The sequence below is a fragment of the Kribbella sp. HUAS MG21 genome (assembly GCF_040254265.1).
Taxonomy (GTDB): Bacteria; Actinomycetota; Actinomycetes; order Propionibacteriales; family Kribbellaceae; genus Kribbella.
Window position 1 is genome coordinate 7584704 of record NZ_CP158165.1, and the last position, 20895, is coordinate 7605598.

Annotated in this window: 21 protein-coding genes; 4 read left to right on the forward strand and 17 right to left on the reverse strand. The window is 70.5% G+C overall.

The genetic code is table 11. The features are described from left to right. Positions 1–494: 494 nt before the first annotated feature. Genes ABN611_RS36645 through priA form a run of 5 tightly spaced genes read right to left on the reverse strand, consistent with a single transcriptional unit; the run spans position 495 to position 7280 of the window. The gene (locus ABN611_RS36645; protein ID WP_350276887.1) at positions 495–1427 is read right to left on the reverse strand and encodes a lysophospholipid acyltransferase family protein; all 933 of its coding nucleotides are present in this window, start codon (positions 1425–1427) and stop codon (positions 495–497) included. Beyond that, the gene (locus tag ABN611_RS36650; protein ID WP_350276888.1) at positions 1427–3007 is read right to left on the reverse strand and encodes a lactate racemase domain-containing protein; all 1581 of its coding nucleotides are present in this window, start codon (positions 3005–3007) and stop codon (positions 1427–1429) included. The genes ABN611_RS36645 and ABN611_RS36650 overlap by 1 nt, the downstream gene beginning before the upstream one ends. Before the next feature lie 36 nt (positions 3008–3043). Continuing rightward, positions 3044–4243 carry a zinc-binding dehydrogenase gene (locus ABN611_RS36655; RefSeq protein WP_350276889.1) on the reverse strand — a complete coding sequence of 400 codons (1200 nt, stop codon included), beginning with the start codon at positions 4241–4243 and terminating at the stop codon, positions 3044–3046. Then, positions 4240–6546 (reverse strand): HAD-IB family hydrolase, encoded by a 2307-nt coding sequence (locus ABN611_RS36660; protein ID WP_350276890.1) that lies wholly within the window; start codon positions 6544–6546, stop codon positions 4240–4242. The genes ABN611_RS36655 and ABN611_RS36660 overlap by 4 nt, the downstream gene beginning before the upstream one ends. Then, positions 6543–7280, reverse strand: coding sequence for a bifunctional 1-(5-phosphoribosyl)-5-((5-phosphoribosylamino)methylideneamino)imidazole-4-carboxamide isomerase/phosphoribosylanthranilate isomerase PriA (gene priA / locus ABN611_RS36665; RefSeq protein WP_350276891.1), 738 nt, complete (start codon positions 7278–7280; stop codon positions 6543–6545). The genes ABN611_RS36660 and priA overlap by 4 nt, the downstream gene beginning before the upstream one ends. A 121-nt stretch (positions 7281–7401) precedes the next feature. Between priA and ABN611_RS36670 the strand changes: the two genes are divergently transcribed. After that, a complete protein-coding gene (locus tag ABN611_RS36670; RefSeq protein ID WP_350276892.1) occupies positions 7402–8517 on the forward strand; it encodes a cytochrome P450 in 1116 nt (371 codons plus the stop codon). Here the strand turns inward: ABN611_RS36670 and ABN611_RS36675 are convergent. Both ABN611_RS36675 and ABN611_RS36680 read right to left on the reverse strand, forming a co-directional pair. Continuing rightward, positions 8501–9259: a class I SAM-dependent methyltransferase gene (locus tag ABN611_RS36675; protein ID WP_350276893.1), complete on the reverse strand. Its 759-nt coding sequence runs from the start codon at positions 9257–9259 to the stop codon at positions 8501–8503. The two genes, ABN611_RS36670 and ABN611_RS36675, sit on opposite strands and share 17 nt — an antisense overlap. Before the next feature lie 22 nt (positions 9260–9281). Beyond that, positions 9282–10058, reverse strand: coding sequence for a TSUP family transporter (locus tag ABN611_RS36680; RefSeq protein ID WP_350276894.1), 777 nt, complete (start codon positions 10056–10058; stop codon positions 9282–9284). Positions 10059–10163: 105 nt separating this feature from the next. Here ABN611_RS36680 and ABN611_RS36685 point away from each other — a divergent pair, with 105 nt between their 5' ends. Beyond that, a complete protein-coding gene (locus ABN611_RS36685) occupies positions 10164–10553 on the forward strand; it encodes a YciI family protein (protein WP_350276895.1) in 390 nt (129 codons plus the stop codon). A gap of 7 nt (positions 10554–10560) precedes the next feature. Continuing rightward, positions 10561–11796, forward strand: a complete 1236-nt coding sequence (locus tag ABN611_RS36690) for a DUF6596 domain-containing protein (RefSeq protein ID WP_350276896.1) — start codon at positions 10561–10563, stop codon at positions 11794–11796. Here the strand turns inward: ABN611_RS36690 and ABN611_RS36695 are convergent. From ABN611_RS36695 to ABN611_RS36720, 6 genes are all read right to left on the reverse strand, one after another. Further along, a complete protein-coding gene (locus ABN611_RS36695; RefSeq protein ID WP_350276897.1) occupies positions 11760–13154 on the reverse strand; it encodes an FAD-binding oxidoreductase in 1395 nt (464 codons plus the stop codon). The genes ABN611_RS36690 and ABN611_RS36695 overlap by 37 nt on opposite strands. A gap of 155 nt (positions 13155–13309) precedes the next feature. Further along, a complete protein-coding gene (locus tag ABN611_RS36700) occupies positions 13310–15073 on the reverse strand; it encodes a proline--tRNA ligase (RefSeq protein WP_350276898.1) in 1764 nt (587 codons plus the stop codon). 96 nt (positions 15074–15169) lie between these two features. After that, complete coding sequence (locus ABN611_RS36705; RefSeq protein ID WP_350276899.1) at positions 15170–15994, reverse strand: GNAT family N-acetyltransferase; 825 nt, start codon at positions 15992–15994, stop codon at positions 15170–15172. A gap of 49 nt (positions 15995–16043) precedes the next feature. Further along, positions 16044–17300 (reverse strand): MFS transporter, encoded by a 1257-nt coding sequence (locus tag ABN611_RS36710; RefSeq protein ID WP_350276900.1) that lies wholly within the window; start codon positions 17298–17300, stop codon positions 16044–16046. 40 nt (positions 17301–17340) lie between these two features. Continuing rightward, positions 17341–17973 carry a VOC family protein gene (locus tag ABN611_RS36715; protein ID WP_350276901.1) on the reverse strand — a complete coding sequence of 211 codons (633 nt, stop codon included), beginning with the start codon at positions 17971–17973 and terminating at the stop codon, positions 17341–17343. Then, complete coding sequence (locus tag ABN611_RS36720; protein WP_350276902.1) at positions 17970–18134, reverse strand: CopG family transcriptional regulator; 165 nt, start codon at positions 18132–18134, stop codon at positions 17970–17972. The genes ABN611_RS36715 and ABN611_RS36720 overlap by 4 nt, the downstream gene beginning before the upstream one ends. A 54-nt stretch (positions 18135–18188) precedes the next feature. Here ABN611_RS36720 and ABN611_RS36725 point away from each other — a divergent pair, with 54 nt between their 5' ends. Next, entirely contained in the window at positions 18189–18410 is a 222-nt protein-coding gene (locus ABN611_RS36725; RefSeq protein ID WP_350276903.1) for a hypothetical protein, read from the forward strand. Between the two features lie 15 nt (positions 18411–18425). On the opposite strand, the gene trxA is transcribed toward ABN611_RS36725, so the two are convergent. From trxA to ispG, 4 genes are all read right to left on the reverse strand, one after another. Continuing rightward, entirely contained in the window at positions 18426–18761 is a 336-nt protein-coding gene (gene trxA / locus ABN611_RS36730; RefSeq protein WP_350276904.1) for a thioredoxin, read from the reverse strand. Beyond that, positions 18736–19122, reverse strand: coding sequence for a MerR family transcriptional regulator (locus tag ABN611_RS36735; protein WP_350276905.1), 387 nt, complete (start codon positions 19120–19122; stop codon positions 18736–18738). Before ABN611_RS36735 ends, trxA begins: the two co-directional genes overlap by 26 nt. Before the next feature lie 69 nt (positions 19123–19191). Beyond that, on the reverse strand, positions 19192–19740 hold the full coding sequence (locus tag ABN611_RS36740) for a nucleosidase (RefSeq protein ID WP_350276906.1): 549 nt from the start codon (positions 19738–19740) through the stop codon (positions 19192–19194). A gap of 1 nt (position 19741) precedes the next feature. Further along, positions 19742–20890 (reverse strand): flavodoxin-dependent (E)-4-hydroxy-3-methylbut-2-enyl-diphosphate synthase, encoded by a 1149-nt coding sequence (ispG, locus tag ABN611_RS36745; protein WP_350276907.1) that lies wholly within the window; start codon positions 20888–20890, stop codon positions 19742–19744. Between the last annotated feature and the right edge of the window lie 5 nt (positions 20891–20895).

The window sequence follows — 20895 nt, forward strand, 5'->3', positions numbered from 1 at the left end:
CATTACCTGTCTCCAGTCCCCACCACGTGTCGCGAGATCGCCCGGGATCTCCGCCCCAGATCACATCCGGGGGCGCGGTGCGCAAGCGCGCGCCTCGGGTGGGTGGGCGGGCCAGGACCGCCACCCCGCGCTTTACCTCCCACAACAACCACAGCCGACGGTGGGTGGGCGGGACGGTGCCTCCGCCTTTAGCGCCACCGCTACCCAAAGCCGGTGGCGGGTGGGCGGGACACTACCTCCGCCCTTCACCCCCCGCATCCGGCGGTGGGTGGGCGGGACACCAACCTCCAGCCCCCACACCACCTCCCCACCAACCAACCCCGGGGTGGGTGGGCGGGACAGTACCTCCGCCCTTCACACCCACACCTCCCCGCATCCGGCGGTGGGTGGGCGGGACACCGACCTCTGGCCCCCGCGCCACCTCCCGGCGAGCCAGCTCCGGGGTGGGTGGGCGGGGAGGTGACTGGTCTGCCCGCCCACCGGTGGGCTGGGGGTTATTTCCAGGCGCGGCGGCGGTTGTCGGTGGATTTCAGGGGGCGGGTGGATTCCCAGACTCGGCGCCAGTGGGCGGCGTCGGGGCCGGTTTGGGAGGGGGAGGTGCCCAGGGCGGCTCGGCGGCGGGATTCGTACCAGGTGGTGGATTCCTCGTCGAGGAGGGCGGAGACGGCGGCGGCGATGCGGGGCGCGAAGTCGCGGGCGCTTTCACCGTCGGCGGGGCGGAGCGGGTCGCCGTACCGGACGTGGACGGCGGGGCGCCCGGGGACCGGCCAGCCGCGGCCGCGGGGCATGGCGGCGAAGGAGCCCTTGATGCCGACGGGGATGACGGGGACGTCGTGTTCGACGGCGAGGTAGGCGGCGCCCATCCGGAAGCGCTGCACCCAGCCGTCGGGTGAGCGGGTGCCTTCGGGGAAGACGACGACGTTCCAGCCGTCGGCGAGCAGGTCGCCGGGGGTGGAGCTCATCTTGCCGCCGCGGCGTTCGATCGGGAACGTGTTGAACACGATCGCCGACCCGGCCGCGCGCCACCACGTGTCGAAGAAGTAGTCCGCCGCGGCCGCGAACGCCGTACGGCGGCGCATCGCGTCGGGCAGCGACAGCAGCAGCAGCGGGGTGTCGAGGTGCGACGAGTGGTTGGCGACGATGATCGCCGGGCCGTCCAGCTTGAGCAGCGAGTCGAGTCCGCTGACCTGCGGGCTGACCTCGAAGTTCAGGACGGCGTTCAGCGGGCCCTTCTGGATCAGGTCGCGGACCGCGATCGCGGCCGGCGTCCGGGCCCACTTGGTCGGGAAGACCGTGGTCTCCTTGGGGATCACGTACGGCTCGGCGGACCGCGGTACCTGCGGCCGCCGGCCCCAGCGCCACCCGCGCGCGACCTGCTTCACGTCGCGCACGGTGTCGCGGCTGAACTTCACCACGCTGTTGCCCATCAGCGCACGTCCGCGATCAGGTGCGGCGGGTTGTGCAGGTACGTGATCGACGGCGACCGGCCGACCGAGTGGCTGACCATCTCGAGCGCGTCCTGCAGCGTGGACGCGGACCGGAAGCCCATCCGCTCGACGGTCTTGCGGTTGGCGCCGACCCAGACGACGTCGCCGCAGTGGTCGAGGCAGTGGCTGATCCAGTACCACATGTAGAACGGGTGCACGCCGTGGTAGGCGTACGACGTCCGGTACAGGTGGATGTACCACGGGTCCTCGGCGTACTGCTTCTCGAACTTCGCCTCGATGGTCGCCGGGTCGGTGCTCTCGGCAAGCACTTCTTCGAAGAAGTCGACGTACGACGGGTGGTGCAGCTGGCTGAACTCGTACGGCACCGGGTGGTACAGGATCAGCGCGCCGTCCTTCCGGACGATCGGGTTCCCGCGGTAGGAGTTGAAGTGGTAGCCCATCCCCATGCAGGCGGCGAGGATCGGGTTCATCACCGAGTTGACGTTGTACGGGCCGAGATACGGTACGCCGATGACGCCGACGTCGGCCTGGCCCTGGACCTCGACGAGGTGCTGGCGGTGCACCATCTCGAGGGTCTTCTCGTGCACCGGCTCGATGGCGCCGGCGTTGACGCCGGTGAGGCCGTAGTTCGCGCGGACGTCGGTGAAGATCTTGTGCCGCAGCTTCGGCGGCGCGGCGGCCAGCGCCCGCTTGGTGCCGAGCATCGAGGCCTGGTCCTTGAGCGACCACTCCCACTCGCGCTTCTGCAGGAACTCGATCGGCCCGCCGAAGATGTCGTTGCTGAGCGTGGTCTCGATCTGGAAGACCTTGACGTGCTCGGTCAGCACCTCGCCCATCCGCCAGGCGGAGTGGTGCATCTTCGACGCCTTGTGGTCCATGAAGGACCGCGAGTGGATCATCGTGTGGCTGTTGTGGTGGTGCTTGAGCGACTTGTACGACGCCAGCCCGATCGACGTGGACTTGTGGCCGCCGTCCATCGCGACGAGGTTCACGTTCACGTAGACGAGCAGGTCGGACTCGGCGGCGCGCTTGGAGATCTCGACGTCCTCGCCGTGCCGGGTCTGGCCCAGGTGGGTGAGGTTGTCGCGGTCCTCGGCGTCGAAGTTGTAGAGCTTGCCGTCGGGGAAGAACGACCGGAAGACCCGCTCGCCGACGATGTCGCGCAGCTCGTTCGGGGTGAGCCGGCGGTGCAGCGCGTTCGCCGAGATCAGTTCGACGTCGTCGACGCCGGCCTGGGCGGCGAGCTCGAGCACGGCCTCGATGACGCGCTGCCGGATGTCCGGCTTCTTCATCGGCGGCAGCGGCAGCGAGATGTCGTCGAACGCGATGGTCAGCCGCATCCCGGGGCGCAGCAGCTCCGGCAGCGGCTCGGACTCGATCGGGTTGAGCAGCGCGTTCTGGATCGCCTCGTCGACGTCGCGGACCGCGGGCAGGGCCTCCGGCGGGTACACCACCCGGGTGCCGAGCGGGAAGCGCTCCAGCAGGAACCCTTCGCCGTTGTGCACGATCAGCGGCGGCGTCCGGTCGTCCACCTCAAGCACGAAACCTGGCCGAGACATGTCAGAACCTCTCTCGTCGTACGTCGTTCAGCGCCCTCATGAGGCCCTCACATCGAATGCGACCTTGACCGTGCCGAGTCGGCCGGCCGAATGCGCGTGGTCCAAGGCCTCGCGCCAGCGGTAGAGCGGGTAGCGGGCCCCGACGATCCCGTCGAGCGGGGCGCGGCCGGCGAGTTCCAGCGCGGTCTCGAACGCCGGGCGGCCGTTCGGCTCCTCCCGCGCGGAGGCGTAGGTGCCGGTGACCTCGAGCTCGCGGAACCACACCGGCGACAGGTCGGCGCCGCTGGCCGGCATCCCGGACAGCACGACCCGGCCGCCGGCCTTGGTGACCCGCAGCACGGTGTCGATCGAGTTCTTGCTGCCGACCGCGTCGACCGCGACGTCGACGCCGCCGAGCAGGAACTCGCCGCCGCTGAAGTCCTGCTTGAGGCGGAAGGCTCCTGTCGACCGGCGCACGCCGCGGAACACCTCGTCGGGCGCGACCACGTCGCTGGCACCGAACGCGCGCGCGAGCTCGCGCTGCTTGGCGTGCTTGGCGACCACGGTGATTCGACCGGCCTGCGTCAGCTCCCGCAGCGCGAGAGTCGTGAACAGCCCGACCGCGCCGGCACCGCTGACCAGCACCGACTGCCCCGGCTGGACCTGAGCGCGCAGCGCGGCGTGCACCGCGCCCGCGAGCGGCTCGACCAGTACGGCGCGCTCGTCGGACATCCCGTCCGGTACGGCGTACAGCTGGCTGCGATGCGCTACGACGAGGTTGCCCCAGCCGCCGCCGGTGTCGCGGCAGAACCCGGTCTGCAGGCCGGGCGCCACGTGCCCGACGGTGATCCGGTCGCACCGGTTGGTGTTGCCGGAGACGCAGCCCTCGCAGGGCTCGACGCCACGAGCCGCGCAGGTGAGGACGCTGTCCATCACCACGCGGGTGCCTTTGGGCAGGTCCTCGCAGTCGTCGAGCAGCTCGCCGACGATCTCGTGACCGGGGACGAACGGCATCGACACGACCGCGGAGAAGTACAGCTTGGTCGAGCCGGTCACCATGCCGAGGTCGGAGCCGCAGATCCCGGACAGGATCGGGCGGATCCGCGCCCAACCCTGCCGCTCGGCCTTCGGTTCGTCGATGGTGACGAGGCGCAGCGGCGCGGCCGGCCCGGTGAGGACACCGGGGATGCGGCCGCCGACCGCCTTGGCCGCCAAGTACTTCGCCGGCGACCGGTACATCTCGAGCGCTAGCATCATCGGGCCAAACCTCCAGAACGCTGCACCCCAGGGAGCTCCAGACGGGACGAGGTGGACGGGGTCTTCCAGTCGACGATCTGCCAGCGCGCGGCCCGGGCGGCCCGGAACAGCGACACGTCCGGCGACACCGCGACCGGGTTGCCGACCACCGACAGCATCGGCAGGTCCGAGTGGCTGTCGGCGTAGGCGTACGACTTGGACAGGTCGATGTTGGTCTGCCGCGCGTGGTGCTTGATCCACGCGGCGCGCGACTCACCGACGAGCGGCGGCCCGGACAGGAAGCCGGTGCAGCGCCCGCGGTCGTCGACCGCCAGCTCGGCTGCGACGATCTCGTCGAACAGCGGCTCCAGCGGCCGGGTCAGCGGCCGGACGGCGCCGGTGATCAGGATCGTCTTGTGCCCGGCGGCGCGGTGTTCGCGAATCCGCCGTACGGCGGCGCCGCTCAGCCGTTCGAGTACGTGCTCGGCGAGGATCTCGTCGACGATCTGGTTGAGCTCCTCCAGGTCCGCCCCGGCGTACCGGCGGTAGATCGTGCGGAGGAACGTGCCGCGGTCCTTGCGCTCGGCGGCGATCAGCTTCGGCAGCTTGCGCAGCATCGCGCCGATCTCGCCGACCCGCTGGTGGCTGTCCAGCTCGGGGAGCCGCATCCACAGGTAGGTCTCGATCACGTTCGACGACAGCAGCGTGCCGTCCATGTCGAAGGCGGCGATCACCTGGCTGTCCGCGTGCGGCTCGACCTTCTTGAGCACACCGGCCGACTCCGCGAGGGCCTTGTTGCGCTTCTTCCGGACGACGTCCAGGCGGCGCATCGACTCGGTGACGCTCGGGCAGTGCAGCTCCTGCAGGTAGTACTGCCAGTCGACGACGGCGGTGTCGCAGGCGAACTTCTCCTTGTCCTCCCCCTCGAGCGCGTTGTGCAGGGCGAGGACGTTGTCGTCGATGAACTGCAGCTCGGCCTGCGCGTACTCGGAGTACAGGTCCATGTAGCGCCGCAGGAAGTCCAGCCGGCGCTTCTGGACGTCGAGCTCGCGGGCGTACTTCCGGGTCCGCTCACCGCGCGGGACGGTGGTGATGATCTTGTCGGCGATCTTGTGCGCGCGTTCGCCGTACCTGAGCATGCTCTCGACCGAGTCGCCGCCGGGGAACTTCCAGACCGGCAGCCGCACGGCGCCCCGCTCGCCGAGGTCGAACGGGTGCTTGGAGAAGTACTCGCGAACGCCGGCGTACAGCTGCTCGAAGGTCAGCGGGTTCCGCGCACCGGAGCCGATGTGGTAGTACTCCGGCTTGCTCAGCTCGGGCTCGGTGGCCATCACCGCGCAGATCGCGCCGACCACGTGGTCGACCGGGATGATCTCGATGACGGAGTCCGGCGAGGCCGGGAACTCGGGCAGCTCGCCGCGGCCGTAGGCCAGGATCAGCGGCTCGGCCATCTTGAAGCCCTCGATCCAGCCCGGGTGCGGGCTCTGCACCGCGGACTCGATGATCGCCGGCCGGACGATCGAGGTCGGCAGCGTCGACGCGAACTCCTCGACGACGCGCTCGCCGAGCGCCTTCGTGAACGTGTAGCAGTCGGTCCAGCCGAGGCTGCGCGCCCGCTCGGTGCCGGTCTCGACGAGCCGCTTGGCGACCCATTCGTTGCGCCGCCGCTCGGTGTCGGCCGCGGCGGTCAGGTGACCGGCGCGGCGGTGCAGCTTCTCGGCCTCCTTGCGGAACTTCGCGAGCATCGGCGCGGACCGGGACTGCTCCTCGATCCGGGCCTTCATCGCCATCCCGGCCTCGGCCTCGGTGCGCCAGTCGACGAAGTGGTCGACCGGGGCCTCCGGGATCGCGCCGCGCCGGCGGCCGGCGGTGTACGCGGTGGAGATGTGCACGTAGTGGACCGGGCGGCCGGTCTCCACGATCCGCTCGAGCAGGCTCTTGGTGCCGAGCACGTTGGTCGTGAACGCCTCGTGGATCGGCGGGTCGAAGCTCACGTCGCCGGCGCAGTGCACGACGATGTCGAGATCCTTCGGCAGCTCCGGTACGTCGGCCAGGTCGCCCTCGACCACCTGGATCCGCGCCGCGGTCAGCGCCTCCGCGTCGGCGTACGGGGTGCCCTCGCCGTAGAACGGCTTGAAGATGTCCTTCTTCAGCAGCTGCGCCATCCGGTCGACGCCGGTCAGCGAGCCCTTCGGCCGGATGATCGCGGCCACCGTGGTGCCGGGGAGCTCGCCGATGATCCGGTGCAGCAGCGCCTCACCGACGAAGCCGGTGACACCGGTGACCAGGACCTTCTTGTCCTTGAGCTTGTCGGCCAGCCTCACTTGTCGCCTCCACGCGTGAGCTCGAGTGCCTCGGTCAGGGTGAACGCGCCGGCATACAGCGCCTTGCCGACGATGACGCCCTCGACGCCGTCCGGGATCAGCGTGCTGAGCGCGCGCAGGTCGTCGAGGCTGGAGACGCCGCCGGACGCGATGATCGGCTTGTCGGTGCGCGCGCACAGGTCGCGGTACAGGTCCAGGTTCGGGCCCTGGAGCATGCCGTCCTTGGTGACGTCGGTGACCACGTACCGCTCGCAGCCGGCCTCCTCGAGCCGCTCGAGCACCTCGTACAGGTCGCCGCCTTCCTTGGTCCAGCCGCGCGCGGCCAGCGTCCGGCCGCGGACGTCCAGGCCGATGGCGACCCGGTCGCCGTACTGCTGGATCACCCGCGCCGACCACTCCGGGTCCTCCAGCGCGGCGGTGCCGATGTTGACCCGCCGGGCACCCGTCGCCAGGGCCGCGGTGAGCGACTCGTCGTCGCGGATGCCGCCGGACAGCTCGACCTGGACGTCGAGCTTGCCGGTCACGTCGGCCAGCAACTCACGGTTGCTGCCGCGGCCGAACGCCGCGTCCAGGTCGACGAGGTGGATCCACTCGGCGCCGGCCTCCTGCCACGCCATCGCCGCCGCCAGCGGATCGCCGTACGACGTCTCGCTCCCGGCCTCGCCCTGCACGAGCCGGACCGCCTGCCCGTCCGCCACGTCGACGGCAGGCAGCAGCACCAGGTTCTCAGACATGGGCCACACCCTAGAGGGCGAGAGTTCAGGATTCGTAACCCGGAGGGCTCCTGAGTCGTTCATATCCAATCTGTCTCAGCGATACCAGTGTAGTGAGTGGTCTTACGCCTAGGCTGTCCGGGTGGTGACCGTCGAAGAACTCGAGAACGATCCGCACCCGGCGCTCGCGGCGATCCGTCCGGTCGGCTGGGTCGAGGCCTTGAACAGCTGGTTCGTCACCGGTCGCGCCGTCGCGCTCGAGGTACTGCGTGACCCCGAGACGTTCACCGTCGACGACCCGAGGTTCTCGACCGCCCAGGTGGTCGGCCCGTCGATGCTCTCGCTGGACGGCGACCCGCACAAGGCTCACCGCGACCCCTTCGAGTCCCCCTTCGGCCTGGCCGAAACCCGCCGCCGCTTCACGGAGCCGGTGCGCCAGACGGTCAACGACCTGATGGCCGAACTCCAGGGGCAGGAGGCCGACCTGCGGACGGCGCTCGCCGGACCCCTGTCCGTCGCCGTCGTGGCCTACTCGCTCGGGCTGCCGCCGGCCTCCGCGTCGACCGTGCTGGGCTGGTACACGGCGATCTCGGACTCCGTGTCCGGCGTGTCCGCCGGCCGTCCGGTCACCGACGCCGGGGCCGCGGCGTTCGCCGAGCTGCACAAACATGTTGCCGCAGGCATCGACTCCACCGACTCGCTGCTCGCCGCGGCCGCGCACGCCGGCCTCGGGGTCGACGACATCGTCGCGAACGCCGCCGTCCTGATGTTCGGCGGCATCGAGACCACCGAGGGCATGATCGCCAACGCCCTCTGGCACCTGCTCACCCACCGCGACCAGCTCGACCTCGTCCTGGCCGACCCGGCCCTGCTCCCGAACGCGATGGAAGAATCACTCCGCCTCGAACCGGCTGCCGCCGTAGTCGACCGCTACGCCACCCGCGACGTCGACCTCGCCGGCGAGAGGATCCGCCGCGGCGACATGGTCACCGTCTCCCTCGCGGGCGCAGGCCGTGATCCAGACGTCTTCGACTCCCCCGACACCTTCGACGTACGCCGCCCCAACGCCCGCCGCCATCTCGCGTTCGCCAGCGGTCCGCACATCTGCCTCGGCATGCACCTGACCCGCCTAGAGACCCTCACCGCCCTGGAAGCAGTCCTCGCCCTCCCCGGCCTGCGCCTGGCCCCGGACTCGCCTCCCCCGCGCGGCCTGGTGTTCCGCAAGCCGTCCGCGCTGCGCGTCACCTGGGACGCGTGAGCACCAGCATCGTCGCGGAGTGCACCGGCAGCACCCGGTCCGGATCCCGCTCCGCATCCGCCGCGAGCCGCGCGAACCCCGCCTCGACCTCGTCGTCCGCGAGGTGCTCGAACGTCGACAACGCCCGCAACCGCAGCCGCTCGTAGCTCTCCCGCAGCGTCCGCGGGTCCTCACCGACGATCCGTACGACGTCCGCGCCCGGCACCAGCCCCGCCCGCGTCACGAGCTCCTTGGTCTCGTCCACCGACCAGTACATCCCCGCGTCGACCGCCCGCGCGGCCGGGAAGTACTCGTACCAGTACAGGTCCGGCATCAGGTCCGCGAACTGCGTGCGCAACAACGCCGCTCCCCCGGGCCGCAGCACCCAGCACACCTCGCGAAGCCCTCGCAGCGGATCCCGGAAGTGGTGGAACGACAAGTTCATCAGCACCGCGTCAACCGATGCCTCAGGCAACGGAATGGCCTCGGCGCTGCCCTCCAGGTAGGTCACCCCCGGGTGCGGCGCCTCCTCGGCCACCGCGCGCATCCGGCTCGAAGGCTCGACGCCGTACACCCGGCCCCGGAACTCGGCGGCCAGGCCGGGCGTCAGCCGGCCGGTACCGCTGCCCAGATCGAGGACGTCGAGCGGCCGCCGGGCCGGAAGGTACGTCGCGAACGCCGTCACCCAGCGCCGGACCTCGGCCGGCGAGATCGCCCGGCCGGCGCTGTACACGGCGCCCAGCCGGCCGTTGTAGTCGACCATGCCGCAAACCTATCGCAGTACCTCAGGCGAAGAACACGTCGTACGCGAGCCGCAGGATCAGCCCGGACACGACCACCAGGAAGACGATCCGGACGAACCGGCTGCCGCGGGCGACGGCGGTGCGGGCGCCGAGCAGGCCGCCGAGCATGTTGGCGGCGCCCATGATCAGGCCGAGCCGCCACAGCGGCGCGCCGTGCAGTGCGAACACCCCGATCGCGCCGAGATTGGTGGCCACGTTGGCGATCTTGGCCTTGGCACTGGCCTGCAGGAAGTTGTACCCGAGCAGGCCGACCAGCGCGAAGATCAGGAACGACCCGGTGCCCGGCCCGACCGCGCCGTCGTAGAAGCCGATCAGTACGCCGACCCCGCTCGCCGCCAGGTAGTGGTCGCGACCGTCGAAGCGCAGCGCCGTCCGGGCACCGAGCGACGGCTTCAGTGCGGTGTAGATCGCGACCCCGACGAGCAGCACCAGCACGATCGGCTTGAACCACGACATCGGGATCTTCGTCGCCACCAGCGCCCCGGCCGCGGACCCGAGCCCGGCGAGGATCGCCAGCGGCAGCACGGTTCTACGGTCCGGTCGCAGCTTGACACCGAACGTGACCGCGCTGGTCGCCGTACCGAACAGCGACGAGATCTTGTTCGTCGACAGGATCTGCGCGGGCGACGCGTTCGGGAGGCCGAGCAGCATGGCGGGCAGTTGCAGCAGCCCGCCACCGCCGACCACGGCGTCGATCCATCCCGCCGTGAAGGCGGCCACCACCAGGAACACCAACGTCAGCAACGAAACATCAGGCACAGCAGTACGTCCTCACGGCCTCGATGATCAGGTAAGGCCGTAGTACCGCTCAACCCTTACACCGGCCGGTGAGAGCTATGACACCCGGTCCGGGAGAATGGCCGGGTGAAGTTCCTACTGCTGATCCACAACAACCTCGAGGCGCTCAAGGGGTACACCGACGACGAGCTGACCGAGATGTCCGGCGGCCGCGAGCACGTCGCCGCGACCGCGCGTGAACTGCTGACGACCGGCGAGCTGGTGTCGGTCCTAGGGCTCGACGAGCCCGGCGAGTCCAAGGAGGTCCAACTGGTCGCCGGTACGCCGGTGATCTCCGACCGGCCGTTCCTGGAGACCAAGGAGTACCTGGCCGGCGCGATGGTGCTGGACTGCGCGTCGGTGGAGCGGGCCCTGGAGATCGCGGCGCGGATCCCGCTGGTCGAGTTCCGGCGCGTCGAGCTGCGCGAGATCCGCTTCGACCAGTCCGACTTCCTGGCCGAGCCCGACCATCAGTGACAGCCCAGTGACAGCACGCGCTCCCGAGCTGGAGGCGGCGATCCGGTCCGCGGCGCCCCGGGCGCTAGCGGCCCTGGTCCGGCGGTACGGCGTGTTCGACCAGTGCGAGGACGCGGTGCAGGAGGCGCTGCTCGAGGCGTTCGTGCAGTGGCGTGCGAACGGCGTACCCGAGGAACCGGTCGGCTGGCTGATCAGCGTCGCGGCGCGGCGGATGGTGGACGGCTGGCGGCGCGAGAGCGCGCGCCGGCAGCGCGAGCTGAACGACTTCCTGCGGTCGCCGGCGGACGAGTTCCACCCGGACGACTACCGCGAGGACACCGACGACACCGTCCGGCTGCTCGTACTGTGCTGTCACCCGGCGCTGACCCCGGCGTCGCAGATCGCGCTGACGCTGCGCTCCGTGGGCGGCCTGACCACTGCCGAGGTGGCCGCGGCGCTGCTGGTCGGCGAGAGCACGGTCGCGCAGCGGATCAGCCGGGCGAAGCGGTTGATCCAGGACGCCGGCGCGCGCTTCGAGCTGCCGACGGCCGAGGAGTACGACGTACGGCTGCGCGCCGTGCTGCACGTGCTCTACCTGATCTTCAACGAAGGGCACACCGCCAGCGCCGGCGACGAGCTGCAACGCGTGGACCTCGCCGAGGAGGCCCTGCGCATCACCCGACTGCTGCAGCGCGCAGTCGGCGGATCGGGTGAGGTCACCGGCCTCCTGGCGTTGATGATCCTCACGCACGCCCGCCGGGACGCGCGGACCGGACCGGGCGGCAGCCTGATCCCGGCCGACCGGCAGGACCGCTCCCGCTGGTACGCCGACGAGATCGCCGAAGGCACCCGCCTCGTCGAGGAGACGCTGCGTTCCGGCGCCGTCGGCCCGTATCAGCTCGAGGCAGCGATCGCGGCCGTGCACAGCGAGGCCGACTCGGTCGAGAGCACCGACTGGGAGCAGGTCGCAGGTCTGTACAAGCTGCTCGAGCGGGTCGACCCGGGGCCGATGGTGCGGCTCGGAGCGGCTGTCGCCGTGGCGATGACCGAGGGCCCGGACGCCGGGATCGCGATCGTCGAAGGGCTGGCCGAGGACCGCTACCTCGGCGACCACCATCGCCGGTTGTCGGTCCTCGCCCACCTCCACGAGCTCGCCGGCCGCCCGGACCTGGCCCGCGAGCACTACCTGGCGGCGCTCGACCGGACCCGGAACGCCGCCGAACAGAACTATCTGCGCGACCGCATCGCCCACCTCATCAGGTGACGGCGACCGCCGGTCCACTCCGGCCGCGGCGGGACGGTCAGCGCGCTCCGGAACACGTGGCCCGGGTCGACCGCCTGCTTGAGCGCCGCGAGTCGATTGCGGTGTGACTCCGGGAAGCAGACGTCGAGGTCGGCGTCGGTCGGGTCGGAGAGGAAGTTCAGGTAGGCGCCGTTCGGCTTCAACGTCCGCCAGAGCGCGTCGAATGCCTTCGGCTGCTTGCCCTGCTGCTCCGGCGACCCCATCAGCACGGAGTTCACCATGAACCGCGCGCCGCGGTGCGCGAACGCGGTCGCGTCCGCCGGCATCGCGCCGAACGCGCCGCCGAGCGCCCGGATCTCGATCGCGAGACCGGGAATCTCCGGCCGGGCCGCGAGCAGCCGGTTCGCGACGTCCGGCGACCACGCGTCGAAGAAGCCGTTGCGGATCCGCGGGCGCCAGTCCGCCGGCATCGACATGTCGGCGAACACCTCGGCGTACGGGACCTCGGCCACCTTCTCGGTGAGCAGCGAGCCGAGGTGCCGCAGCGGTTCGAGGATCGCGTCCCGCCGCTCCGGGTCGCCGGTCACGCACACCATCACCGCGATCGGGACCTGCCGGTCGGCCATCATCGTCGGCGCCAGCTGCAGCGACGAGCTGAGCTCCTCGGGCGCGTCCGCCAGGTACTCCGCCCAGCCGGCGAGGACCTGCTCCGCCTGCATCCACGGGTACAGCAGCGTGCCGTAGTGGACCGTCGGCCGGTGCACGGCGGCGATGTCGTACGACGTGACCACGCCGAGGCTGCCCGCCGCACCACGCAGGCCCCAGAACAACTCGGGCTCGCTGTTCGCGTCGACCCGCCGGACCGAACCGTCCGCGGTGACGACCTCGGCCGCGACCACGTTGTCGATGGCCAGGCCGTGCTTGCGGACCATCCAGCCGATCCCGCCGCCGGCCATCAGCCCGCCGACGCCGACACTCGCCGTGTCGCCCGACGAGATCGCCAGCCCGACCTTCGACAGCTGCCCGGCGACCTGCCCCCAGCTGGCTCCGGTACCGACCCGGACGACGTCGTCGGGCAGCACCCGGACCTCGTCCATCGGGCGGACGTCGATCAGCACCCCGCCGTCGGTGGTGCTGAACCCGGCCGCGTGATGCCCGCCGCTGCGGACCGCGATCGGCAGGTCGTGCGTCTCGGCGTACTTCAGCGCGGCGACCACGTCGCCCGCTCCCGCGCACCGCACGATCACCTTCGGGCGGCCCGCGGCCATCACCACCCGGCCCGCGTCCGCGTACCCGGCGTCGCCGTCGACGAGCACCGCACCCGCGACGGCCTGCCGCAGCCCGTCGATCCCCCGCACAGCAACCACAGATTCCGTCATCGCCACTCCTCCGTTCCCGGACGCCCCCTCAGGCGCCACATCCCGGGATCGGAGCCGACCGCCGTTCCTCGACATGCATCCGGAAGAAATTTCGAAAGGGGCCTCGGACAGCAGTTGTGCTGTCCGAGGCCCCTTGTCGAGGCGCTGCGGTGGGGTCAGCCGCGGACGGTGCTGACCAGGTGGTCGACGACCTCGGCGACCGGGACGTCGGCGCGGTCGCCGGAACGGCGGTCCTTGACCTCGACCGTGCCGTCCGCGAGACCCTTGCCGACGACCGCGATGGTCGGGATGCCGATCAGCTCGGCGTCCTTGAACTTCACGCCGGGCGAGACCTTCTCGCGGTCGTCGTACACGACCGTCAGGCCGCGCGACTCCAGCTCCGCGGCGAGCTCGGCGGCCTTCTCGAAGACCGCCTGGTCCTTGCCGGTGGCAACCAGGTGCACGTCGGCCGGCGCGATCTCCCGCGGCCAGACCAGCCCGAGCTCGTCGTGGTTGCCCTCCGCGATCGCGGCCACCGCGCGGGTGACGCCGACGCCGTACGACCCCATCGTGACCGTGACGAGCTTGCCGTTCTGGTCGAGGACCTTGAGGTCGAGCGCGTCGGCGTACTTGCGGCCGAGCTGGAAGATGTGGCCCATCTCGATGCCGCGCGCGGTCTCCAGGACGCCGGAGCCGTCCGGCGCCTGGTCGCCGTCGCGGACCTCGGCCGCCTGGATCGTGCCGTCGGCGGTGAAGTCGCGGCCGTGCACCAGGTTGATGACGTGGAAGCCGGACTTGTCCGCGCCGGTCACCCACGCCGAGCCCTCGGCCACCCGCGGGTCCAGCAGGTACCGGATTCCGGAGGTGTTCTCCTTGCCGAGCACGCCCGGGCCGATGTAACCCCTGGCCAGCGACGGGAACTTCTCGAAGTCGGCCTCCTCGAACGCCACCACCTCGGCGGGCTCCACCTGGGCGCCGAGCCGCTTCTCGTCGATCGCCCGGTCGCCGGGGACGCCGATCGCCAGCGGCTCGCGGGTGCCGTCCGGGTGCACCAGCATCACGAGCACGTTCTTCAGCGTGTCCGCGGCGGTCCACTCGCGGCCGTCGGCGCGGGCGTGCTTCGCGTTCAGCGCGTCGACCAGCGTCTCGATGGTCGGGGTGTCCGGCGTGTCCACGACCTCTGCGGCCGGTACGCCGGACGCGTCGACCGGCGCCGCCTGCGGCACCACCACGGCCTCGACGTTGGCGGCGTACCCGCCGGGCGACCGGACGAAGGTGTCCTCACCGTTCTCCGCGATCGCCAGGAACTCCTCGGACCGCGAGCCGCCCATCGCGCCGGACATCGCCTGCACGATCACGTAGTCGAAGCCGAGCCGGTCGAAGATCTTGATGTACGCCTGGCGGTGCAGCTCGTACGACGCCGCGAGGCCCTCGTCGTCCACGTCGAACGAGTACGAGTCCTTCATCACGAACTCGCGCCCGCGCAGTACGCCGGCCCGCGGCCGCGCCTCGTCGCGGTACTTGTTCTGGATCTGGTAGATCGACAGCGGGAGGTCCTTGTACGACGAGTACAGGTCCTTCACGACGAGCGTGAACATCTCCTCGTGGGTCGGACCGAGCAGCATGTCGGCGCCCTTGCGGTCCTTCAGCCGGAAGATGTTCGGCCCGTACTCCGTCCAGCGGCCGGTGGCCTCATAAGGCTCGCGGGGCAGCAGCGCCGGGAACACCAGCTCCTGCGCGCCGATCGCGTCCATCTCCTCGCGGACGATCCGCTCGACGTTCCGCAGCACCCGCAGGCCGAGCGGCAGCCAGGTGTAGATGCCGGGCGCGGCGCGGCGGATGTAGCCGGCGCGGACGAGCAGCTTGTGGCTCGGGACCTCCGCGTCCGCCGGGTCCTCGCGAAGGGTGCGGAGGAACAACGACGACATGCGCAGAATCACGGGAGTCTCCAATAACACACAAGTTCGGAACGGAACAACGGACGCCAGGAAGGATATCGGTCCGCAGGCCATGCTCCCACCACGATATCCACAGGGTCAGAACAGGATCGTCGCGAACGTCTCGACGGTCCGGAAGCCGACGCGTTCGTACGCCGCCCGCGCCGGGAGGTTGAAGGCGTTCACGTAGAGCGTGACGACCGGCGCGATCCGGCGGGCGAGTTCGACCACCGCGGCCATCCCGGGCGCGGCGAGGCCGCGGCCGCGGTACTCCGGGTCCACCCAGACGCCCTGGATCTGGCACACCCCGGTCCCGACCGAGCCGACCTCGGCCTTGAACACCACCCGGCCGTCCTCGATCCGCGCGAACGCGCGCCCGGCCCGGATCAGCTCCGCGACCCGGGACCGGTAGAACGTCCCGTCCGGCCCAGTCTGCGGCGGTACGCCGACCTCCTCGGTGTACATCGCCACGCACGCCGGGTACAGGATCGGCAGCTCGACCGGCTCCACCGCGCGGACCAGCGGATCCGGCGCGATCAGCGGCGCGTCCTCGATCACCATGAACGGCTGGTCGTCGCGGACCTCGCGCGCGGGACCCCAGTGCGGCTCGAGGATGTTCCACAGCTGCTCGACGGCCCGCGCCTGGCCGAGGATCTGGAAGCAGTTCCGCCCGCGGCGCAGTGCGTACGCCGCGAACGCCCGCAGCGCCGCGTCGTCCGCGCCGACCGGCACCATGTTGCCGCCCGCGTGGCACAGGGCCTCGAGCGCGCCTTTCTCGACGTACCCCCAGACCTCGGCGCCGCGCCGGGGGTCGAGTCCGGACGCCTGCACGAGGCTGTCCACGAACACGTTCACCACCGGATCGCGGGCAATGACCGCGCGCGCCGCCGCGAGGTCACGAGGACCGAGAACCCGTACGCCCACGCGCAGAACCTAGCGGATCACCGGCGCCCGCGTATGCAACGGGGCCGGGTCAGGCCACCCGCGGTTCGTGCCCCGCGGCGATCCGCCGCAACGGCGACGTCCACGCGACCACCACGCCGACACATCCGCACAGGCCCATGAGCACCATCCCGGTCCGCGGCCCGAACGCGTTGCCGAGCAGCCCGCCGACGACCGAGCCGAAAGTCCACCCGACACCCCAGGACAGCATCCGGCCGGCAGTGTTCACCCGGCCGAGCAGGTTCTCCGGCGTCACCTGCTGCCGGTACGAGATCGAGTTGACGATCACCAGCACGTACGCCGAACCCCACACCAGCAGGGCGAGCGCTGCCACGGTCCAGTGCGGCGACAGCGGGGCGAGAACGCCGAGCAGCACCGACAGCGGCAACGCGTACAGCGTGATCGCGGCGGGCGGCATCCGCTTCAGCAGCCGAGGCAGGCTGAGCGCGGCGATCAGCCCGCCGATCCCCCAGGTACCCCAGACCAGGCCGAAGCGCAGTCCCGACGTACCGATGTGCAGGACGCGGTCGCACCACACCACGATCAGCGCCATGAATCCACCGCCGGCGAACGACTGCACGCTGCCGATGATCGTCATCGTCCGGACGCCCGCGTGCCGGACCAGGTACCGCAGTCCGTCACCGATGTCGTTGAGGATCACCCGCGGCCGCAGCGGCGGCCGGCCGTCGCGGGGCTCGGACATCGCCCTGACGATCCCGCGGACCGCGAACGCCGACGCCGCGAAGCTGAGCGCGTCCAGCGTGAGCAGACTGGCCGGGTCGAGTACGGCGAGCAGCAGGCCGGTCAGCGGCGGGACGAACAGCTCGATGAGACTCGACGCCGTCCAGACCGCCGAGTTCGCCTGCGCGACGCGCGCCCGCCCGACGAGGACCGGCAGCGCGCCGAAGTTCGCGCCGTCGAAGAAGGTATAGACAGCCTGGACGGTGAAGGCGACCACCAGCACGTGCGCGACGGTCAGCACGCCGAGCAGGTGCGCGAGCGGCACCGACCCGACCAGGACGGCGTTGATACAGTCCGCGGTCACCATCACCCGCCGGCGGTTCCAGCGATCCGCCAGCGCGCCGGCGAACAGTCCTGCCACCAGGTACGGCGCCGACTCCAGCGCGGTGACCACCGCGGTCAGGACCGTCGAACCGCTCAGCCGGTAGACCAGCACCGGCAGCGCGATCGCCGTGACCATCGATCCGGTGACCGAGAGCGCCCGCGCCAGCCAGTACCGCCGGAAGTCCGCATCGTCCCGCAGCCGCTCAGGCGCCCCCGCTGTCATGCCGGGCATCTTGCAACCTCAGGTCCGCTCGAAGTCAAGCTCATCCGTGGATCACAACGAGCTGTCCGTCCGGGTCGGTGAGCTCCAGCCCGGCCTCCGTCCGCGTTCCCTCGACCCGGCGGGCCACCTCGTCGAGGTCCTCCGTCGTCGTCAGGTCGAGTCGTACGGCGAACGCTGGGCCCGGGCCGAAGCGCACCGTCGTACCGACCGTCAGCGCGGCCAGGAAGCGGCGCCACGCGTCCTCGTCCGCGCCTGTCAGGTAGGGCGTGACGGACCAGCGCTCGTCCGGGTTCGCGTCGTGGAGCTTGTAGCCGTAGAGGTCCTCGGTGCGCTCGTCGATCCAGATCACGACGTCGTCCGGGCCGGTCACCGACAGCACCCGGCCGTACGCCTCGTCGAAGACCGTCACCTCCGTGAACCCCGCCTGCTCGAGCCGGTCCTTCACGTCGTCGAGCTTGTCCGCCTCGAAGGACAGGCTGGTCTGCCCGGGCTGACCGCCGGTGGAACTGGAGGCCGCGTCGTGCAGCGCGACCATCCCGTCGCCGGTCACCATGTCCACCCAGCCGCCGCGCTCGGACTCGATCCGCGAGCGCAGGCCGAGCGACTCCAGGAACGCCCGCATCGCCTCGACGTCCGCCGTGAACCGCAGCGGCCTGATCACCACGTCGCTCATCCTCGTGCCTCCCCATGGTTGTCCAGGTACTCCGCCAGGGCCTGCTCGACGAGCGCGGACAAACTCGCCCCGTCGTCGATCGCCTTGTGCTTCACCCGCCGCACCAGTTCCGGCGGGAGGTACACGTTGAACTGCACCTTCTTGCCGCTCTCGTCCGCCATGGCTATATTGCTAGCATCCTAGAGAGCTACCAGTCAACACGAGGAGTTGCGACGATGAACCTGCGCTTCGACCACCTGGGCCTGCTGTCCGACAGCCACACGAAGAACCAGGAGATCGCGGACTTCTTCGCCGGCGTGCTGGGCCTGGAGGTCTCCGGCGACGCCGGCGAGGGTTACGCCGAGGTGAAGGCCGGCGCGATGACGATCGCCAGGCCATCACAATCGACGTCCCGCGGGCGCGCCACGCTCGGAAGCGCCACACGCGGGCAGTTGTGATGGCCTGGCGATCCGTTAGACGGCGGCGAGCAGGGCGTCGTCCAGTTCTTTCAGGAGTTTGGCTTTCGGGCGGGCGCCGACGACGGACCAGATGAGTTCGCCGTGGTGGAAGAGGGCGAGGGTGGGCAGTGCCATCACCCGGTAGCTCGCGGCGATCGCCGGGTTCTCGTCGGCGTTGATCTTCACCACGGTCAGCTGGTCGTTGCGTTCGGCACCGATCTGGGCGAGGACCGGGGCGATCTGGTGGCAGGGCGGGCACCACTCCGCCCAGAAGTCCACCAGCACGGGCTTGGCGGACCGCAGTACCACCTCGGTGAAGGTCTGCTCATCCACGGTCTGCAGGTCGGTCATGGTTCGTCCTCCGGTTCTCGGCGTCGGTCAGGAGGTCGGTCAGCCTGGCCCGCAGATCGGTCAGTTCCGCGATCCGCTGGTCCACCTCGGCGATCCGGGTCCGGTACGCCGTCAGCGACGCCGGGCAGACGTCCGCGCGTTCGTTCCCGGCCCGCAGGCACTCGATGAACGGGTACGTCTGCTCGGCGGTCAGCCCGAGGCTCAGCAACGCCTTCACCTCACGCACCACGACCACGTCCCGCGCGTCGTACGCCCGGTACCCGTTGGCCTCCCGGCGCGGCTTCAGCAGCCCTTGCGACTCGTAGTACCGCACCGCCTTGACCGTCACACCGGCCTCGGCCGCCAGATCACCGATCCGCATCCCGCCTCCTTCGCCCCAACGCTAAACCTTGCCCCCAGGGTCAAGGTCAAGCCAGCTTAGCCAGGCGTCTCAACGGGCGTTCTCGGCGACCCACTCCCCCAGGATCTTCGCGCTGGTGTCGACGAGGGTCGGCCAGTCGAGCGCGGACTCGTCGGCCGAGTCGGAGACGTGTTTCACGACGCGGACGGGTACGTCGTACGCGCGGCACGCGTACACCACGCCGTACGCCTCCATGTCGACCAGGTGCGCCCGCTCCGCCAACCGCTGCCGCACCACAGGATCCGTGACGAAGACGTCGCCCGACGCCAGCACCGTCCCGTCGCCGCCGTCGACGTGCAGCTCCTCCTGCGGGTCCAGGCCGATCGCGCGGACCGCGTCCGCGTTCACGTCGTGGTTGATGACCGTGCTCGGCAGGAACAGCCCGGACAACCCGTCCCGCAGCGCGCCGGTCGTGCCGACGTTCAGGACGACGAGGTCGGTCGTGTCGCGGTCGGCCAGCGCTCTGCTGACGGTGACCGCCGCGGCGGTCTTGCCGATCCCGGTGACCACCACCGGGATCCCTTCCGGCACGTACCGCGCCTCCCCGGCGACAGCGCTGACCACCAGGTAGTCGGTCACCTCAGCTGACCGTGACGGTGGGCTCGCCGGGCTCGGTGCTCTCCATCTGCTCGGCGATCCGCATCGCCTCTTCGATCAGCGTCTCGACGATCGCCGACTCCGGCACCGTCTTGATGACCTCGCCCTTGACGAAGATCTGGCCCTTGCCGTTGCCGGAGGCCACACCCAGGTCGGCCTCGCGGGCCTCACCCGGTCCGTTCACGACGCAGCCCATGACCGCGACGCGGAGCGGGACCTCCATGCCCTCGAGGCCGGCAGTGACCTGCTCGGCCAGCGTGTACACGTCCACCTGGGCGCGACCGCACGACGGGCACGAGACGATCTCGAGCTTGCGCTCGCGGAGGTTCAGCGACTGCAGGATCTGCAGGCCGACCTTGACCTCCTCGACCGGCGGCGCGGACAGCGAGACGCGGATCGTGTCGCCGATGCCCTTCGACAGCAGCGCGCCGAACGCGACCGACGACTTGATCGTGCCCTGGAACGCCGGCCCGGCCTCGGTCACACCGAGGTGCAGCGGCCAGTCGCCGCGCTCGGCGAGCATCTCGTACGCCTGCACCATCACGACCGGGTCGTTGTGCTTGACCGAGATCTTGAAGTCGTGGAAGTCGTGCTCCTCGAACAGCGACGCCTCCCAGACGGCGGACTCGACCAGCGCCTCCGGCGTCGCCTTGCCGTACTTCTCCAGCAGCCGCTTGTCCAGCGAGCCGGCGTTCACGCCGATCCGCAGCGACGTACCGTGGTCCTTCGCCGCCTGCGCGATCTCCTTGACCTGGTCGTCGAACTTGCGGATGTTGCCCGGGTTCACCCGGACGGCGGCGCACCCGGCCTCGATCGCCGCGAACACGTAGTTCGGCTGGAAGTGGATGTCGGCGATCACCGGGATCTGCGAGTGCTGGGCGATCTCCTTCAGCGCGTCGGCGTCCTCCTGGCGCGGGCACGCGACCCGGACGATGTCGCAGCCGGCCGCGGTCAGCTCGGCGATCTGCTGCAGTGTCGTGTTCACGTCGTGGGTCGGCGTGGTCGTCATCGACTGCACCGACACCGGCGCGTCCCCACCGACCAGGACGCTGCCGACCTTGATCTGGCGGGTCTTGCGGCGCGGGGCGAGGGTGGGAGGCGGCAGCGCTGGCATGCCCAGGTTGATGCTCATGAGTC

What these genes read in the sequence shown, in the direction of transcription:
- ABN611_RS36645 (WP_350276887.1), bottom strand. Translation starts at nt 1,427, where the DNA reads ATGGGCAACAGCGTGGTGAAGTTCAGCCGCGACACCGTGCGCGACGTG.
- ABN611_RS36650 (WP_350276888.1), bottom strand. Translation starts at nt 3,007, where the DNA reads ATGTCTCGGCCAGGTTTCGTGCTTGAGGTGGACGACCGGACGCCGCCG.
- ABN611_RS36655 (WP_350276889.1), bottom strand. Translation starts at nt 4,243, where the DNA reads ATGATGCTAGCGCTCGAGATGTACCGGTCGCCGGCGAAGTACTTGGCG.
- priA (WP_350276891.1), bottom strand. Translation starts at nt 7,280, where the DNA reads ATGTCTGAGAACCTGGTGCTGCTGCCTGCCGTCGACGTGGCGGACGGG.
- ABN611_RS36675 (WP_350276893.1), bottom strand. Translation starts at nt 9,259, where the DNA reads ATGGTCGACTACAACGGCCGGCTGGGCGCCGTGTACAGCGCCGGCCGG.
- ABN611_RS36695 (WP_350276897.1), bottom strand. Translation starts at nt 13,154, where the DNA reads ATGACGGAATCTGTGGTTGCTGTGCGGGGGATCGACGGGCTGCGGCAG.
- ABN611_RS36710 (WP_350276900.1), bottom strand. Translation starts at nt 17,300, where the DNA reads ATGACAGCGGGGGCGCCTGAGCGGCTGCGGGACGATGCGGACTTCCGG.
- ABN611_RS36715 (WP_350276901.1), bottom strand. Translation starts at nt 17,973, where the DNA reads ATGAGCGACGTGGTGATCAGGCCGCTGCGGTTCACGGCGGACGTCGAG.
- ABN611_RS36720 (WP_350276902.1), bottom strand. Translation starts at nt 18,134, where the DNA reads ATGGCGGACGAGAGCGGCAAGAAGGTGCAGTTCAACGTGTACCTCCCG.
- ABN611_RS36725 (WP_350276903.1), top strand. Translation starts at nt 18,189, where the DNA reads ATGAACCTGCGCTTCGACCACCTGGGCCTGCTGTCCGACAGCCACACG.
- trxA (WP_350276904.1), bottom strand. Translation starts at nt 18,761, where the DNA reads ATGACCGACCTGCAGACCGTGGATGAGCAGACCTTCACCGAGGTGGTA.
- ABN611_RS36735 (WP_350276905.1), bottom strand. Translation starts at nt 19,122, where the DNA reads ATGCGGATCGGTGATCTGGCGGCCGAGGCCGGTGTGACGGTCAAGGCG.
- ispG (WP_350276907.1), bottom strand. Translation starts at nt 20,890, where the DNA reads ATGAGCATCAACCTGGGCATGCCAGCGCTGCCGCCTCCCACCCTCGCC.